Source organism: Hymenobacter sp. 5516J-16 (assembly GCF_022919335.1).
Classification (GTDB): Bacteria; Bacteroidota; Bacteroidia; order Cytophagales; family Hymenobacteraceae; genus Hymenobacter; species Hymenobacter sublimis.
Map to the genome: position 1 here is coordinate 3,445,575 of NZ_CP095058.1, position 14,574 is coordinate 3,460,148.

Sequence of the window (14,574 nt, forward strand, 5' to 3'; positions counted from 1 at the left end):
AACCGAGCGGTTGGGATAGAACGAAATAGGGCACGATTACGCCGCAACTGCTTTTTCTTCGGCGGCCGGTTGCTTGTGCTTTTTGGCCGTGGCGAAGTAGGAATACATAACGGGCACCACGTACAGGGTCAGAGCCGTAGCAAAAAACAAGCCGCCCACTACCCCAATTCCCATGGCCCGGCGACTCAATGCCCCCGCCCCGGTAGCCACGGCAATCGGCAGAATACCCAGAATGGCGCAAAGCGAAGTCATCAGGATGGGGCGGAAACGGGCGGTAGCGCCTTCAATCAGGCCGGTCATGTAGTCCTTGCCATTCTCAACCTGCTGGTTGGCAAACTCCACAATGAGAATACCGTTTTTTGTCACCAGCCCCACCAGCATGATAATGCCGATTTGCGAAAACAGGTTGAGCGTCTGGTTGAAGTACCACAGGCTCAGCAGCGCCCCGGATAACGCCAGCGGTACCGTCACCATGATGATTACCGGGTCGCGGAAGCTCTCGAACTGCGCAGCCAATACCAGGTAAATCAGCACTAGGGCCAGGCCGAAGGCGAAGACCAGGGAAGAAGAGCTTTCCTGGAAGTCGCGAGAGGCGCCGGCCAGCTCGGTGGAGAAGGTGTCGTCCAGGGTTTTGTCGGCTACGGCTTGCATGGCGGCAATACCGTCGCCGAGGGTGCGGCCGGGCGCCAGGGAGGCTGAGAAGGTAGCCGAGTTGTAGCGGTTGAAACGGTAGAGCTGGGGCGGGGTACTGCTTTCCTGCAAGCGAATCACGTTGTCGAGCTGGATCAGCTCCCCGTCGGCATTCTTTACCGAAAGCAGGCGTACATCCAAGGGCTGGCTGCGGTCCTCGCGCGCCACCTGCCCGATAATTTGGTACTGCTTGCCCTCTCGAATAAAGTAGCCATAGCGCTGCCCGCTCAGGCCCGATTGCAGGGTTTGGCTGATGCTTTGAACTGATACGCCCAAGCTTTGCGCTTTCTCCCGGTCGATGTTTACGCGCAGCTCGGGCTTGTTGAACTTCAGGTTTACATCCACGAACTGGAAGGTAGGGTCTTGGCGGGCAGCATCCAGAAACTTGGGCACCGCGGTGCGTAGCTTATCAAAGTCCTGGGTTTGGATAACAAACTGTACCGGCAAGCCGCCTCCGCCCCCGCCTATGCTCTGGTCCTGGGATACGGAAGTACGGGCGGCAGTCAGCTTCTTTACCCCAGCGCTGAGTTTGTCGGAGAGCTGCTGCTGGGTTTGCTTGCGCTCATCGGCATCCAGCAGGAGCACCCGGGCCGTACCCGAGTTGGAACCGCCCCCAAAGCCCGGCGAGGTCACGGCAAATACGCTGCTCAGGTTTTGCTCCCCGGTGGTGTCCATGGCCAGTTTGGTGAGCTGAGCCATGTAGGCATCCATGAACTCAAAAGAAGCGCCTTCGGGGCCAGTAGCATTGATGTTTACGCGGCTACGGTCTTCGATTGGCGCCAATTCGGACGGAATTGTTTTCATGAAAAACCAAATGCCCACGCCCGTACCTACTACCATGAGCCACGCCATCCAGCGGTTGCGCAGGAAGCTTTCCAGACTGCTTTGGTAGCCCCCGATCATCTTCTCAAAGAAGGGCTCAGTTTTGCGGTAAAACCAGTTGTGCTTTTCCTGGCGCTTGAGCAGCACGGAGCACATCATCGGCGTCAGAGTCAGAGACACGAAAGCCGAAATCAGCACCGAGCCGGCTACCACAATGCCAAATTCCCGGAACAAACGCCCGGTAATACCGGTCAGGAATACTACCGGCAGGAACACGGCCGCCAGTACAATGGTCGTACTGATAACGGCCATCAGAATTTCTTCGGAGCCTTTAATGGCGGCCGTCTTGGGGTCTTCGCCTTCCTCGATACGGGAGTAAATGTTCTCCAACACCACAATGGCGTCGTCGACTACCAGACCAATGGCCAGTACCACGGCCAGCAGCGTGAGTACGTTGATGGAGAAGTCCATCAGGTACATCACGAAGAAAATCCCCACCAGCGACACCGGAATGGCTACTACCGGAATGATGGTCGAGCGCCAGTCGCGCAGGAAGAGGAAGATGATGATAACTACCAGCACGAAGGCCTCAATGATGGTATGCTCCACCTCGTTGATGGACTTGCGAATGAATACCGAGTTGTCGAAGCCCGGCTTGAGCACGAGGTCTTTGGGTAGGTCCTTGCCGTAAAGTGCTATGCGCTGGTTGAACTCGTCGGCAATATCAATCTGGTTGGAGCCCGGCTGCGGAATTACCGCCAAACCCACCATGGGCACGCCATTTACCTTGAAAATAGTCTGGTCGTTTTCGGGTAGAGCTCGGCGTAGCCAATGTCGGAGAGCCGCACCAACGACGATTCATCCTGGCGGATAATCAGGTTGTTGAAGTCTTCTATTGTGCTTAGGCGGCCCATGGTCCGCAGGGTCAGTTGGGTTGCCTCGCCCTGCACCGAGCCGCTGGGCAGCTCCACGTTTTCGCGGGTTAGGGCGGCTTGCACATCCACAGGGCTCACGCCCAGGGCCGAGAGCTTCACGGGGTCCAGCCACAGGCGCATGGAGTATTTCCGCTCCCCGTATACCCGCACCTCCGACACGCCCGGAATCGTTTGGAGGCGCTCCTTGAGCGTGTTGTTGGCGTAGTCAGTTAGCTCCAGCAGGTTGCGCCGGCTGGAACTGAGATAGGTCATGACAATGGGCTGGGAGTCGGCGTTGGCCTTGCTCACCACGGGCGGGTCGATGTCGCGGGGTAGGCGGCCCTGGGCGCCCGAAACCTTGTCGCGCACGTCGTTAGCGGCGGTTTCCAGGTCGGCGTCAAGGTCAAACTCCACGGTAATCTGGGTGCGGCCGTCGCGGGAGTTGGACGTCAGGTTTTTGATGCCCTGGATACCGTTCAAGGCTTCTTCCAGCGGCTCCGTCACCTGGCCCTGCATTACGTCGGCGGAGGCGCCAGTGTAGGAAGCCGACACAGTGATGATGGGCGGGTCGACGCTGGGGTATTCCCGGACGCTGAGGTAGCGAAACCCAATCACCCCGAAAATCACAATGACCAGGCTCATTACAATGGCGAGCACCGGCCGATTTATGCTAGTTGATGATAAGCTCATGAGTTGTTTTCACGCAGAAGTTCGCAGTGGGAAACGCAGTGTCTCGCAGCAAGGGGCAACGGTTCGCACGAAACCATCACGCTTTCCACTGCGAGACACTGGGTGAAATCTTACTTAGTGACTCGTACGGCGTCGCCAGGTTTAACCTGCAAAATACCAGTCCGAATCACGGAGTCCCCAACGGCCAGGCCGTCGGTAATCTGAATCAGGCGGGAAGAGCGGACGCCAATCTTCACCTTCTTCGGGACCATTTTGCCGCCTTGCACCGTGTACACGCTGTAGCCGTTGGCTTCCGGTATCACGGCCTCGGTGGGCACCTGCAGGGCACTCGACGTTTCACCTAACTGCAGGTTTACTTTCACGAAAGCCCCGGGGCGCAGCTCATTGTTGGTGTTGGCGTAGCGGGCGCGCACGGTTTGGGTGCGGCTCACGGGGTCAATCTGCGGGTCGAGGGCATAGACCTTGGCCTCGTACTTTTTGTTGGAAGCCTCGTCGGTGATGATAATCGGGTCGCCGGTGCGCACTAGGTTGGAGAAGCGGCTGGGCACCGTGAAGTTGATTTTCACCGGCTTGACCTTGGAAAGGGTTGTTATTTCGGCGCCGGGGCTAACGTAAGTGCCCACTGTGGCCGTAGTTAGGCCCAGCACCCCGGCAAACGGAGCCCGCACGTAGGCTTTAGCCAGGGAGGCGCGTAAGGTTTGCAAGTCGGCCTGGGCCGTGAGCAGTTGGTTGTTGGCCTGCTCGTATTCCTGGGCGCTGATGTATTCCTTGTCGAGCAGGGTGCGCTGGCGCCGCTCCTGGTCGCGGTAGAGCTTGATGTTGTACTCCTGCTTGCGCAGGTTCGACTGAATTTCGTCGGCGTTGATGCTGAACAGCAATTGCCCCTTGCTTACTGGCTGGCCCTCCCGGATGTTGAGGCTGGTAATCTTGCCCGAAATTTCACTTTTAATAACTACCGATTCTTCGGCCAGAATAGAGCCCGTTGCGGCTACCTCATCAGCTAGGTTCGTGGCCCGTACTACGTACACTTGCACCGGTAACTTCTGGCTGCCGGCCCCGCCTTTGCCACCCCCACCGCCGGGGGCACCTTTACCACCACCCGCGCCGGCTCCTTTTCCGCCGCCTTTGCCTTCGGCACTCTGGGAGGGAAAGTATTTTATCTTGATGAAGGCCAGGGCGCCCACAACGGCTAGGGCTACCAGCAGCCAGATGATGCGGCGGCCCGCGCCACCGGAGCGGGTTTCAGTTACTTCTTGTTCGGTTTGTTGCTGCGTTTGCATGTAGCTACTACAAGTGAGGTGCCTGACCCAGTGCCATGCGTAATGAAAGGTGCAACCGTCAGAACGCTAACCATTGGCATTAAGTTGGGGCAGGAGGAGGGGAAGGCGAATGATGGGGGTAAGACACAGAAAAATTGAGTGGGTTGCTTACCACAACGTACTCCCTACCCGTACCCAAGGCCAGCAACGGGCCATCCGTGGCTAAGCACGGAGGCCGGCGGCTGAGGTAGCTTCTTCCGTTAAAAAGCCAGAAACTCGCGTCCAAAACAGAAGGCAAGCAGCATGTCCATTCCGCGTAACCCCACCGAAAAGCAGCGCAATTTCTTTCAGGAAGTACATGAGGTAGTGCGCCTAGTGCCCGCGGGCCGGGTTACTACCTATGGCGCCATTGCGCACTACTTGGGCGCCCGGCACGGGGCTCGGATGGTAGGCTGGGCCATGATGGCCGCGCACACGGCCCATGCCTACGTACCGGCGCACCGGGTCGTGAACCGCAATGGCCTGCTCACGGGGCGCCAGCACTTCGCGTCGCCCACGGCCATGCAGGAAGCCCTAGAGGCCGAAGGCACCGCGGTGCAGGAAGATCAGGTAGTGGACTTCAAACGGTTGTTTTGGGACCCGCTGGCAGAGCTAGAATAAAATACCCCTGCAGCAGGAAAGCGGCTGCTTCCGTACTGCAGGGGTAGAGGTAAGTACTCGAATAAGGTTCGGCGAGGGGCCGATGGCAAGTATCTCGTTAAAACGAGGCCGTTAGCAAGGTGCGGGAGCTGCCGGGGTTCGGGCGGTTATCAAATACGCTTTGTATGGCTCCGCGCACTTCTTCCGGGCTAGCATTTTTGAGCAAGTAGCCGTGGGCTCCCTCAGCCCGCAGAGAATCAATTAGCTCGGGCTCATCGTGCATGGAAATAATGATGGCGCGCACCTGCGGGTACTGCGCCCGTAGCAGGCGCACCGTTTGCAGTCCATCTAGCACGGGCATTTGCAGGTCCATCAGCACCACGTCCGGCATGTTGCCTTGGTCGAGGCGCTCCAAGAGTTCCTGCCCGTCGCCGGCTTCAAACAAAACCTCCATCCCAGGGAAACCGCTGATAAGGGCCCGCAACCCCTTACGAAATAGGATATGATCGTCAACTACGGCTAAGCGAATGGTGGTGGCACTCATAGGACTGAGGAGGGAGCGGTTTGAATTGTAGAAAGGTACGGAATGGGTAAGGAAATCCAAACCCGGGTTCCCTCCCCCGGCGCTGATTCGTGGCGCAGGGTTCCACGTAGTACGCCAACTCGGCTGCGTAAGTTGGTTAATCCCAGGCCAGTACGAGTTCCAGGAGCGGGCGGCTGGTCGGGTAAGGTAGGGTCAAAGCCTACCCCGTCGTCGGAGTAGCGTAGGGCCAGCTGCTCCAACCCAAATTCTACCACAATATGAATATGGGCGGCGTAGGCATGGCGCAAACCGTTGCCCAGTAGCTCCTGCACCACCCGGTACACAATCAGCTCATACTTGGGGTCGAGGCGGCGGGGCTGGCCTCGTTGCTCTACCTCTACCTGGGTAGGACCATCGACGGGCACCGTGCGGGCCAGGGCTTCCAGGGCGAAAGGCAGCCCGAATTTTTGGAGGGCCGCCGGCAGCAGGTTTCGGGAAATTCGTCGAACCTCGTTAATAGCCTGGTCCAGCAAAGAGGATGCCTCCTGGGTAAGCTCCGGCTGGTCTAGGGTGTTGAGATGGAGCTTGACAATGGCCAGGGTGGTGCCCACGCCATCGTGCAGGTCGCCGGCAATGCGGCGGCGCTCCTCCTCCTGGGCCAGCAGGGCCGCTTCCAGGGCCTGCTGCTGGGCGGCCTCGTGGAGCTGCTGCAGTTCCAGTTGCTGCTGAATCAGGCGCCGCTGGTAGCGCACCACAAAGCCCACGATACCCAGCGCCAGTAGCAGCAGAATGGGTGTCACGAGGACCAATGGGATAAGCGCGTCGGGCATAGAAAGGAGCAAAAGCCAAATTTTCCTGTCCAAGATACAGGGTTTTACTTGATCAGATGCTCTGAAAGCACCCGATACTGCGGCGGCTCGGTGGGTGGGCGCCAACCCAACCGGAAGCGTAACCAACGGGGCAAGCCCTGCCGAACAGAACGGCGTCCGGGAAACAGGTAGAGTAAATAACACACCAGCGCAATCTGCATAATCCGGATGGGCGGATACAGGGTTAAGCTCAATAATTCAAACTGAACATCTGAGAGGGAAGTAAAGCCCGTGAACCAGCCTCGTTGGTACAACTCTTGGGCAGTAATAAGCAGAACTGTGCTTGTGTAATACAGTAACACAAAGGAAGAAAAAACTAATTCAGGATTCTTTTCAGGGTAGGTATGCGTGGTTGGTTTAAGCTGCCAGGCATACACTAAAGCCAATAGTGCCAACAGAGAATTGCCCGTAAATCGCCCAATAATATTAATGCTAGTCAGGAATGGGTCGACTGTGCAGGCGCTAACAACTTCAACAATTATAAATAGTAGCCACGCTAATTGTATGATATATTTTCTTCTAGTGTAAATAGAATTAAAAACTATGCAAAGCATAGTGACATCAAAAACAGTAGATATATGAAAAGCGGGACTGTTATTGTGTAATATTCTCCGGCAAGCAGCATCTATAATAACGCACAACACATCTAAAATAAAATAATAAAAAAGAGGCCGAAAAGAGTTAGGGATAAACTCTTTTCGGCCCATGTAAACTGCAAGCGGTACTACGGATAGCATGCTGCATATCCTGATTACAATAGAGAGGCAAGAAAGCCAAAAGCTCACGCGCCCGTCTGCAAAGGGCTGGTTGGGTCACACACCGTAGGGCATTTCGACGAACCATCTCCCACAATTCCATCATCGGTAGCTGGCTGCCCACCTGCAGCGGGCCGAGGTACCATATCGTAGCCGTTAGCATCAACGCCTACTGCCAGTAGCTGGTACGAGTCCTTGCTTTTATCGCCCGACAGATCTTCCTCTATGCCCATGTAAAACCGGAGGCCTACGCAGCCTTCTTGGGCCTGAATCTGGTCTAGCAGGGCATTGCTAAAGTAGTAAGCGTTAATTTTTTGGCGCCCCGCGGCATCAAGGCCATTGCCAGGCTCGCGGCGGTAGTTCTTCGTCCATTGCTCTGCCGTGCCAGCCGGAATGGGCGCACCCGCGTTGGGATTAAAGCCAGGGATTGGGTCGTCGAGGTTCATTGCAAAAGGAAAGTAAGACGAATGGAAGTGCGGGAGGGGGCTGGCTAACAATTAGCACCTGGTAGGTTGCCCAGCAGGTAATTTAGACAACAGAAATGACTGGGTTAAAAAACCTGATAACACGAACAGCATAATATTATTTACGGAATACAGTAGGGTGTTTCCTACACTGTCGTTGGTAGCAACAAAATGGTTGCTGAGGCTATACACCATAATAGTGCCCGCCAAATAAAGAATAATGCCGATGCACGCTACCGTAAATGGCCTTTCCAGTATAGGGCGTACGGCAGGCTTATGAAGTTCCTGCTCGAAATAAAGCAAAGCGAATGAGATACCCAGAAAGCTTTCTAGCGCTAACGTGTAGGAATTCAGCTGGCCAAACCCTTCCAGAACAAAAGAATCTAGCGCGGCAAATAGCAGAAATGCTACCAGAAGGAAATAAAACCAATGGGCAGATAGTCGCAGCGCGTGTCGGAAAGCAAGTAAATAAAAAATAGTTTCGCCGACCCCTGATAAATGGCCAACTATTATATTCTCTCGCCATAAATATCCGGCCAGCTTGAGCAGGCCAAAATGCAGGGCCATGAAGCCTGCTAACCCTGTTAAGGCACGTAGGGAAGCCGGCAATTGGGACCACCGCCAGAGGCCAATCATACAGGGAACAAGCATGCCGGCATACGCTACTGGCTCTGATTGGTCAGCGAGCCGCAGCAGCCAAGACGATGCTTCCATACGCGCTAGTACTAGCTATTTAGGGTATTCTGTACACTACAACTGGGGGGCATATTTTGCCCGGACCAATAATGCCGTCGTCGTTGGTAGTAGTGGCAAAGGAGTTGCTTTCGGCCACTGGGCTGTCGGCCGGCAGCAAAGACGAGGTCGGTAGGATATCGTTTTCCTGCTCATCGGTTCCAACCAGCACTAGCCGCCGCTGATTCTCCGCGTCGCGTCCATAGTACGCCCGAACCCCCGTGCAGCCTGGCTGCGCCAGAATGGCTTCTAACGTGGCTCGAGAGAAGCAGTGGCCTTTCACGCCATCCGCATGTTGGCTGCGGTAACGGCGGGTCCAGTCGCTGGCCTGATCCAGGGTGAAAGAAGAGGGTAGCGGTTCAGGTGAGGAGGACATAACGGCAATAGGAGGAAGGGGCAGAATTACTGGTTTCAAATATACCAGATTAGGTATGCAGCGCAAGCTGCGGCCCTTTTCTATTCCCCGTCTTCGTCTTCTTCCTCCAGGTTCTCGAACACCTGATCAATGGCTGACTCCGCGGAGCGTAGTTTCTGTTTGCAGAGCCGAATCAGCTCGGCGGAGCGCTGCACGCGGGCCGTTAGGTCGTCCACGTCTACGGCGTCGGTTTCCAGGGCGCGCAGAATGGTTTCGAGTTCCTCGATGGCTTGACGATACGTAAGATTTTGAGAAGGCATAAGGAGTGCAGAGCTAAGAAAGTAACAGGGGTAGCTGCCCGCCGATGCGGGCCGGTACTACCGCATCGGGGAGGCGCAGCAGCACCTGCTGGCCCGCGCGCAACGGACCGGTAAAGGGCTGGCCCTTGGGCGTGAGCAGGCGAATGGTTCCGCTGGCTGGCTGGATGTTAAGCTGCGCTAGGCGCAACTCGGCGCGGTGCAGCAAACGGGTGGCGGCTAGCTCCAGGGCGTGGCGCTGGCTCAGGAGCTGCTCGCAACGCCGCCGGTGCAAGCGACGGAAGTGGCGGGCCAGAAGGCGGCCGCGGCGGCGCAGCCCCTGCTCGTGGTGGCGCACGGCGGTGCGGGCGGCTCGCTGCAGCTGGTGGCGGCGCTTGGTCAGCTGGTGTTCCTGCTGCCGCAGCTGGGCGCGCGGGGTAGCCGCCGCCTGCCGGATGCGTTGGTGCAGGGCCGCGCGCTGGTCCTGCAACTGGCCGTGGGCCGCTAGGTGAGCGTGGCGTAGTAAGCGGCTAAGCCGGCCGTTTTCTACCTGCACTCGGGCCTGGGCCAACTCCCGAATGCGGATGCCGTAGCCTTCCAGCGCCGCCTCCAGGCGGGCCAGGCGCTCAATTAGGAAGGCAGCTACGGCCGTGGGGGTTTTCAGCGCCGTGTGGGCCGTAAGGTCGATTACTGCTTCGTCGCGCTCGTGGCCAATGCCCGTCAGCACCGGGAGCGGGAAGGCTCCCACGGCCGCGGCCAGTCCGTAATCATCAAAGGCCAGCAGGTCGGTTTTTGAGCCCCCGCCCCGGATGATAACCACGGCATCGTATTCCAACCGCCGCCCCCGAATGGCATCCAGCGCCGCCCTAATGCTAGCCGGAGCGTCGTCGCCCTGCATCAGGGCCGGGAAAAGAGTGAGCGAGAAATCGTAGGGAGCCTCCTGCAGTTGCTGCACAAAGTCCTGCCAGCCGGCAGCAGTAGGCGACGAAATGACGGCTACCCGCTGCACGCCAATGGGCAGGGTTAGCCGCTTCTGGCGCTCTAATAGGTCTTGAGCCTCCAGCTTGCGCAGGGTTTCCAAGCGCAGCCGGGCCAGGTCGCCGACCGTGTACGTGGGGTCGAGGGCCAACACATCGAGGCTGAGGCCGAACTGCTCGTGAAATTTCACCTGCACCCGCAGCATCACCTTTAGGCCCGTACGCAGGGTTAGGCCGGTTTGCTCCTCAAATACGGCGCTCAGCTGCTGGAAGCGCTGGCTCCAGATGGTGGCCCGAGCCTGGGCTTTCAGCTGGGCCCCGCGGCCGGTCGTGTGCTGATCGGTAAGGGTAAGGTAGCAGTGAGCCCCGTCGAAACGTGGCAGCGTGAGGTCCGCAATTTCGGCCACTACCCAGTAAGAATCCGCGAACCGCTCGCTCAGGGTTTGGCGCACCCGGGCCAGCAGCTCGCTCAGGGGCAGGGCCGCGGGTGGCAAGGCAGGAGAGTTGGCCGAGGAAGGCCCCGGCTCGGGGCGGCGGTTATACAGTGGCATCCGGTGCGCAAGTTACGCAGAAGCAGGTGGTGAAATCGTGAGTTAGTGAAATGGTGAGTCGGTGATTAGGTAGGTTAAAACCGCTTATCGTCTTGACTTGTCATCCTGATAAGTGTGGAGCACCTTACTACACTAAGCTGTGTGGATAGTAAGGACTTTTGAGGTAAAAAAGGCCGTCATGCCGAGCCGGAGGCGAAGCATAACGGCCTTTCAAACAACTGTTCACATCGCCTAACGCACGTCATTGCTACGATATCGTGCTCCTGTTGTAAGGTTCTTCGCAAGCGCAGAATGACAAGCGTTTTTAACTAACTCAATCACTTAGTTACCGAACCACCATTTCAGCATTTCACCGCCTTGCGGGCAATGTGCAACGGTAGGGTGTGGTCATTGCGTTCCGCCCAGCGAGTGGCCGCGGCCAGGAATTTATTTTACCTTGCTTAACCGAATCGTAATTCCACCTTACCATTTTCTTTTCCATGAAAAACCGCAATAGCCTGACGTTGGCGGTAGTAGCGGCGGCTGGCCTTTCGCTGGCGGGCTGCGCCTCTAGCAAAACCGCCGCACCCACGGCGGCCGCTACCACGCCGGCTCCCACTACCCCCGCCCCGGTAGCTGACCCTCAAGGAGTTGGTCTGAATGTGGCAAACATCGACAATACCGTTAGCGCCTGCGACAATTTCTTCCAGTACGCCAGCGGTAACTGGCTCAAAAACAACCCCATTCCGGCTTCTGAAGTACGGTGGGGCTCGTTTAACCTGCTAGCCGACCAGAACAACGCCGTCATGCGTCAGATTCTGCAACAAGCAGCGGCTAACACCTCAGCTGCCAAGGGCACCAACGCCCAGCGCGTCGGTGATTACTACGCTACGGCCATGGATTCCGCGGCCATTGAGCAGGCCGGCCTGAAGTATTTGCAGCCCGAGTTGGCGCGCATCAATGCCATTAAAGACCTGAAAGGGTTGCAAAACGAAATCGTGCGGCAGCAGCTGTACAGCACCGGCGCGTTCTTTAGCGCGGGCGTAGGGCAAGACGAGAAGAAAAGCACGGAGTACGCCTTCCAGCTCTACCAAGGCGGTTTGTCCCTGCCCGACCGGGACTATTATCTCAAGGACGACGCCCGCTCCAAGGGCATCCGTACCGCCTACCAAACCTACCTCACCAATACTTTTAAGCTGCTCGGCGACTCGGAGGCAACTGCCGCCAAAAACGCCGCGGACGTTATGCGCCTCGAAACGCGCCTGGCCAAAGCCAGCCGTAGCCGCGTGGCCCTGCGCGACCCGCAAGCCAACTACAACAAGATGACGGTGGCCGAGGCCAACAAGCAGTTCCCGAACCTGGGCCTACCCCAGGCCCTGCAGGCCATGAAGCTGGGTGCCGCCAAAACGGTGATTGTTGGTCAGCCGGAGTTCTTCAAGGAGGAAAGCGCCATGCTGAAGCAAGAGCCGCTTGCCGACCTTAAAACCTACCTGCGCTGGCACATGGCATCTTCCCTGACCTCGGCGCTGCCGAAAGCGTTTGGCGACGAGGCATTCCGCTTCTCGCAGGTGCTTACCGGGGCCAAGCGCCAACAGCCCCGCTGGAAGCGCATGAATGCCGCCACCGACCGCGCCCTGGGCGAAGCTTTTGGCCAGCTCTACGTCGATAAGGCCTTCACGCCGGAAACCAAGCAGAAGGCTCTGGAAATGGTGCAGAACATCCGCGAAGCCATGGGCGAGCATATCCGTCAGTCGGATTGGATGAGCGAAACCACCAAGCAAGAAGCCCTGAAAAAGCTGAACGCCTTCACGGTGAAAATTGGCTACCCCGACCAGTGGAAGGACTACTCAGCCCTGACCATTTCGCGCGAGTCGTACCTGAAAAACGTGCTGGCTGCTCGGCAGTGGGCATCCATGGACAACCTGTCGCACTACGGCAAGCCGATTGACCGCAAGGAATGGGGCATGACCCCGCCCACGGTGAATGCTTACTATAACCCGCCGATGAACGAAATCGTGTTTCCGGCCGGCATCATGCAGCCCCCGTTCTTCGACCCCAAGGCCGATGACGCGGTAAACTACGGCGGTATGGGCGCGGTTATCGGCCACGAAATCACCCACGGCTTCGACGACCAGGGCCGCCAGTACGATGCCGAAGGCAACCTGCGCGACTGGTGGACCAAGGAAGATGCCGCCAAGTTTGAGCAGCGCGCCGACATGGTCGGCAAGCAGTACTCGGCCTTCTCGCCCCTGGACTCGGTATTTGTGAACGGCAAGCTAACCATGGGCGAAAACCTGGCTGACCTCGGCGGTCTGAACATTGCCTACACGGCTCTGCAAAAGCAGCTCAAGAAGCAGTATCCCAACGGCAACGCCCCCAAGTACGACGGCTTCACGCCGGAGCAGCGCTTCTTCCTGGCCTGGGCCCAGATCTGGCGTACCAATGCCCGGCCTGAGTACCTGCGCCAGCAAGTCATGACGGACCCGCACTCGCCGGCCCAATTCCGCACCAGCGGCCCCCTGATGAACATGCCCCAGTTCTTCGAGGCTTTCGGGTGCAAGGACGACGCCAAGATGGTGCGCGCCCAGGCTGACCGCGCCAAGGTGTGGTAAGTTGGGTAAGTATGGTTTGATACCAACTAAAAAGGCGGCCCGTGCTAAGCGGGCCGCCTTTTCTATTTTACTCGTAGAATAACGACTCCATTGCCGTTTACCTTCCCTCTATGTCTGTTCCCTCTTATTTGCTGCGTAGCCTGCTGCTGGTCACGGTCTGGAATACTGCCTGCAACCGCAGCCACCCTGAGCAGCCGGCCACCCAAACGCCTGCGGCTACCGATGCGGCTACGGCCGTAGCCACGGCCGAAACGCCGGAAATGCGGCTCCGTACTCCCCAGGTCGGCGATGTGTACGTGGTGCAGTTTCAGCCCCGCGATACGCAGCAGCAACGCTACTATTTCTACCAGGTATACGCGGTGCATCCCGAGGCCGTGGATCTGCACCCTGCCCGGCAGGAGGCTATCAACCCGGAAGCCGACGTAAGCGCCCCGGCTTCTTCGCCGACAACAGCCTGACTTACACCCGCGCTGAAGCGCTGGAACTGCTGCGGGAGCAACCCGGCGACGTGCTGCACAGCCGCCTGATAGCGGTGCGACGCGGAAAGTAAAACGGAAGGGCTACCGTACTACTTTCACCTTGATATCCACGTCCTTGTGGGGCCAGTGGTCAGTACCAACGGGCTCGTTGGCAATTTTGTCGATGACGTCGAAGCCTTCCACTACCTCCCCAAATACCGTGTATTCGCCGTCGAGGCTGGGCACGCCGCCCTGGGTAGCGTAGGTGCGCAGTTGGGCGGGGGTAAGCTCTCGGTTGGTGCTGGATTGGGCCTGGTAGGGGGTAAGCTTTTTACCCTGTACAATGTAAAAATCGTGGCTGGAAGACAGCTTGCCGGGGTTTTGCTCGTCATCGTAGCGGGCCATGCCCACGGCGCCGCGCTTGTGGAAGTGCCCCGCCCGAATTTCCGGCGGCAGGCGGTAGCGGCTCAGGCGCATGGTTAGGTGGTCGGAGGTGCCACCCTGAATGGCAAAGTCCTTCACTACCCGGTTGAATACTGTCTGATCAAAGTAACCCTTGCGGCTGAGCAGCAGAAAGTTAGCCGTGTGCAGCGGGGTATCTTCGTAGAGCCGGATGCGCATGTTGCCATGGCGCGTTTGCAGCACCACTTCGCGACCAGGGTACTGCCGGCCGTAGGGAAGCAGCAGCTCCGCGGCCGTGGAGTCGGTGAGGCTCATCAGGTCGGGGCCGGGTACTACGGGTGGGGGCGGGGTAGGCGTGGCGGCCGCTGTTTCGGGTTGGGTGCGGTTACAGGCAGCCAGCAACAGGCCCGAGACAAGCAGCGTGCAAGATCGGAACTGGCGCAAGGGTAGGAACTGGGGCATGGGAAAGCAGCACAGATGGCGAATTGCAATGATACGAACCCCGCCGTAGTTAGATAGGACACTTTTACATCCGGGGTAGTACGCAAAAAATCCGGCTACCCCGCAAAGCAGGAGTAGCCGGATAA

General features: G+C 58.0%; 13 protein-coding genes and 1 pseudogene. 3 read left to right on the plus strand and 11 right to left on the minus strand.

All coding sequences use genetic code 11. The features are described 5' to 3' along the window. Positions 1–36: 36 nt before the first annotated feature. Positions 37–3,068, minus strand: a pseudogene (locus MUN84_RS17100) (efflux RND transporter permease subunit). A gap of 158 nt (positions 3,069–3,226) precedes the next feature. Beyond that, positions 3,227–4,396, minus strand: coding sequence for an efflux RND transporter periplasmic adaptor subunit (locus MUN84_RS17105; protein WP_244695215.1), 1,170 nt, complete (start codon positions 4,394–4,396; stop codon positions 3,227–3,229). Between the two features lie 282 nt (positions 4,397–4,678). Between MUN84_RS17105 and MUN84_RS17110 the strand changes: the two genes are divergently transcribed. Further along, a complete protein-coding gene (locus MUN84_RS17110) occupies positions 4,679–5,035 on the plus strand; it encodes an MGMT family protein (protein WP_244695216.1) in 357 nt (118 codons plus the stop codon). Between the two features lie 97 nt (positions 5,036–5,132). Here the strand turns inward: MUN84_RS17110 and MUN84_RS17115 are convergent, their stop codons facing one another. From MUN84_RS17115 to xseA, 8 genes are all read right to left on the minus strand, one after another. After that, entirely contained in the window at positions 5,133–5,558 is a 426-nt protein-coding gene (locus MUN84_RS17115) for a response regulator transcription factor (protein ID WP_244695217.1), read from the minus strand. Beyond that, positions 5,555–6,367, minus strand: coding sequence for a sensor histidine kinase (locus MUN84_RS17120; RefSeq protein ID WP_244695218.1), 813 nt, complete (start codon positions 6,365–6,367; stop codon positions 5,555–5,557). The genes MUN84_RS17115 and MUN84_RS17120 overlap by 4 nt, the downstream gene beginning before the upstream one ends. Before the next feature lie 44 nt (positions 6,368–6,411). Beyond that, on the minus strand, positions 6,412–7,113 hold the full coding sequence (locus MUN84_RS17125) for a hypothetical protein (RefSeq protein ID WP_244695219.1): 702 nt from the start codon (positions 7,111–7,113) through the stop codon (positions 6,412–6,414). 74 nt (positions 7,114–7,187) lie between these two features. After that, on the minus strand, positions 7,188–7,607 hold the full coding sequence (locus MUN84_RS17130; RefSeq protein WP_244695220.1) for a hypothetical protein: 420 nt from the start codon (positions 7,605–7,607) through the stop codon (positions 7,188–7,190). 51 nt (positions 7,608–7,658) lie between these two features. Next, the gene (locus tag MUN84_RS17135; RefSeq protein WP_244695221.1) at positions 7,659–8,339 is read right to left on the minus strand and encodes a hypothetical protein; all 681 of its coding nucleotides are present in this window, start codon (positions 8,337–8,339) and stop codon (positions 7,659–7,661) included. Positions 8,340–8,358: 19 nt separating this feature from the next. Then, positions 8,359–8,733, minus strand: a complete 375-nt coding sequence (locus tag MUN84_RS17140; protein ID WP_244695222.1) for a hypothetical protein — start codon at positions 8,731–8,733, stop codon at positions 8,359–8,361. Positions 8,734–8,813: 80 nt separating this feature from the next. Further along, the gene (xseB, locus tag MUN84_RS17145) at positions 8,814–9,032 is read right to left on the minus strand and encodes an exodeoxyribonuclease VII small subunit (protein ID WP_244695223.1); all 219 of its coding nucleotides are present in this window, start codon (positions 9,030–9,032) and stop codon (positions 8,814–8,816) included. A gap of 13 nt (positions 9,033–9,045) precedes the next feature. Continuing rightward, the gene (xseA, locus tag MUN84_RS17150; protein WP_244695224.1) at positions 9,046–10,536 is read right to left on the minus strand and encodes an exodeoxyribonuclease VII large subunit; all 1,491 of its coding nucleotides are present in this window, start codon (positions 10,534–10,536) and stop codon (positions 9,046–9,048) included. A 479-nt stretch (positions 10,537–11,015) separates the two neighbouring features. Here xseA and MUN84_RS17155 point away from each other — a divergent pair, with 479 nt between their 5' ends. Both MUN84_RS17155 and MUN84_RS17160 read left to right on the plus strand, forming a co-directional pair. Next, positions 11,016–13,127, plus strand: a complete 2,112-nt coding sequence (locus MUN84_RS17155; RefSeq protein ID WP_244695225.1) for a M13 family metallopeptidase — start codon at positions 11,016–11,018, stop codon at positions 13,125–13,127. Positions 13,128–13,237: 110 nt separating this feature from the next. Further along, entirely contained in the window at positions 13,238–13,585 is a 348-nt protein-coding gene (locus MUN84_RS17160; RefSeq protein ID WP_244695226.1) for a hypothetical protein, read from the plus strand. 102 nt (positions 13,586–13,687) lie between these two features. Here MUN84_RS17160 and MUN84_RS17165 read toward each other — a convergent pair whose 3' ends face one another. Next, positions 13,688–14,449 carry a peptidylprolyl isomerase gene (locus tag MUN84_RS17165; protein ID WP_244695227.1) on the minus strand — a complete coding sequence of 254 codons (762 nt, stop codon included), beginning with the start codon at positions 14,447–14,449 and terminating at the stop codon, positions 13,688–13,690. Positions 14,450–14,574 lie beyond the last annotated feature (125 nt).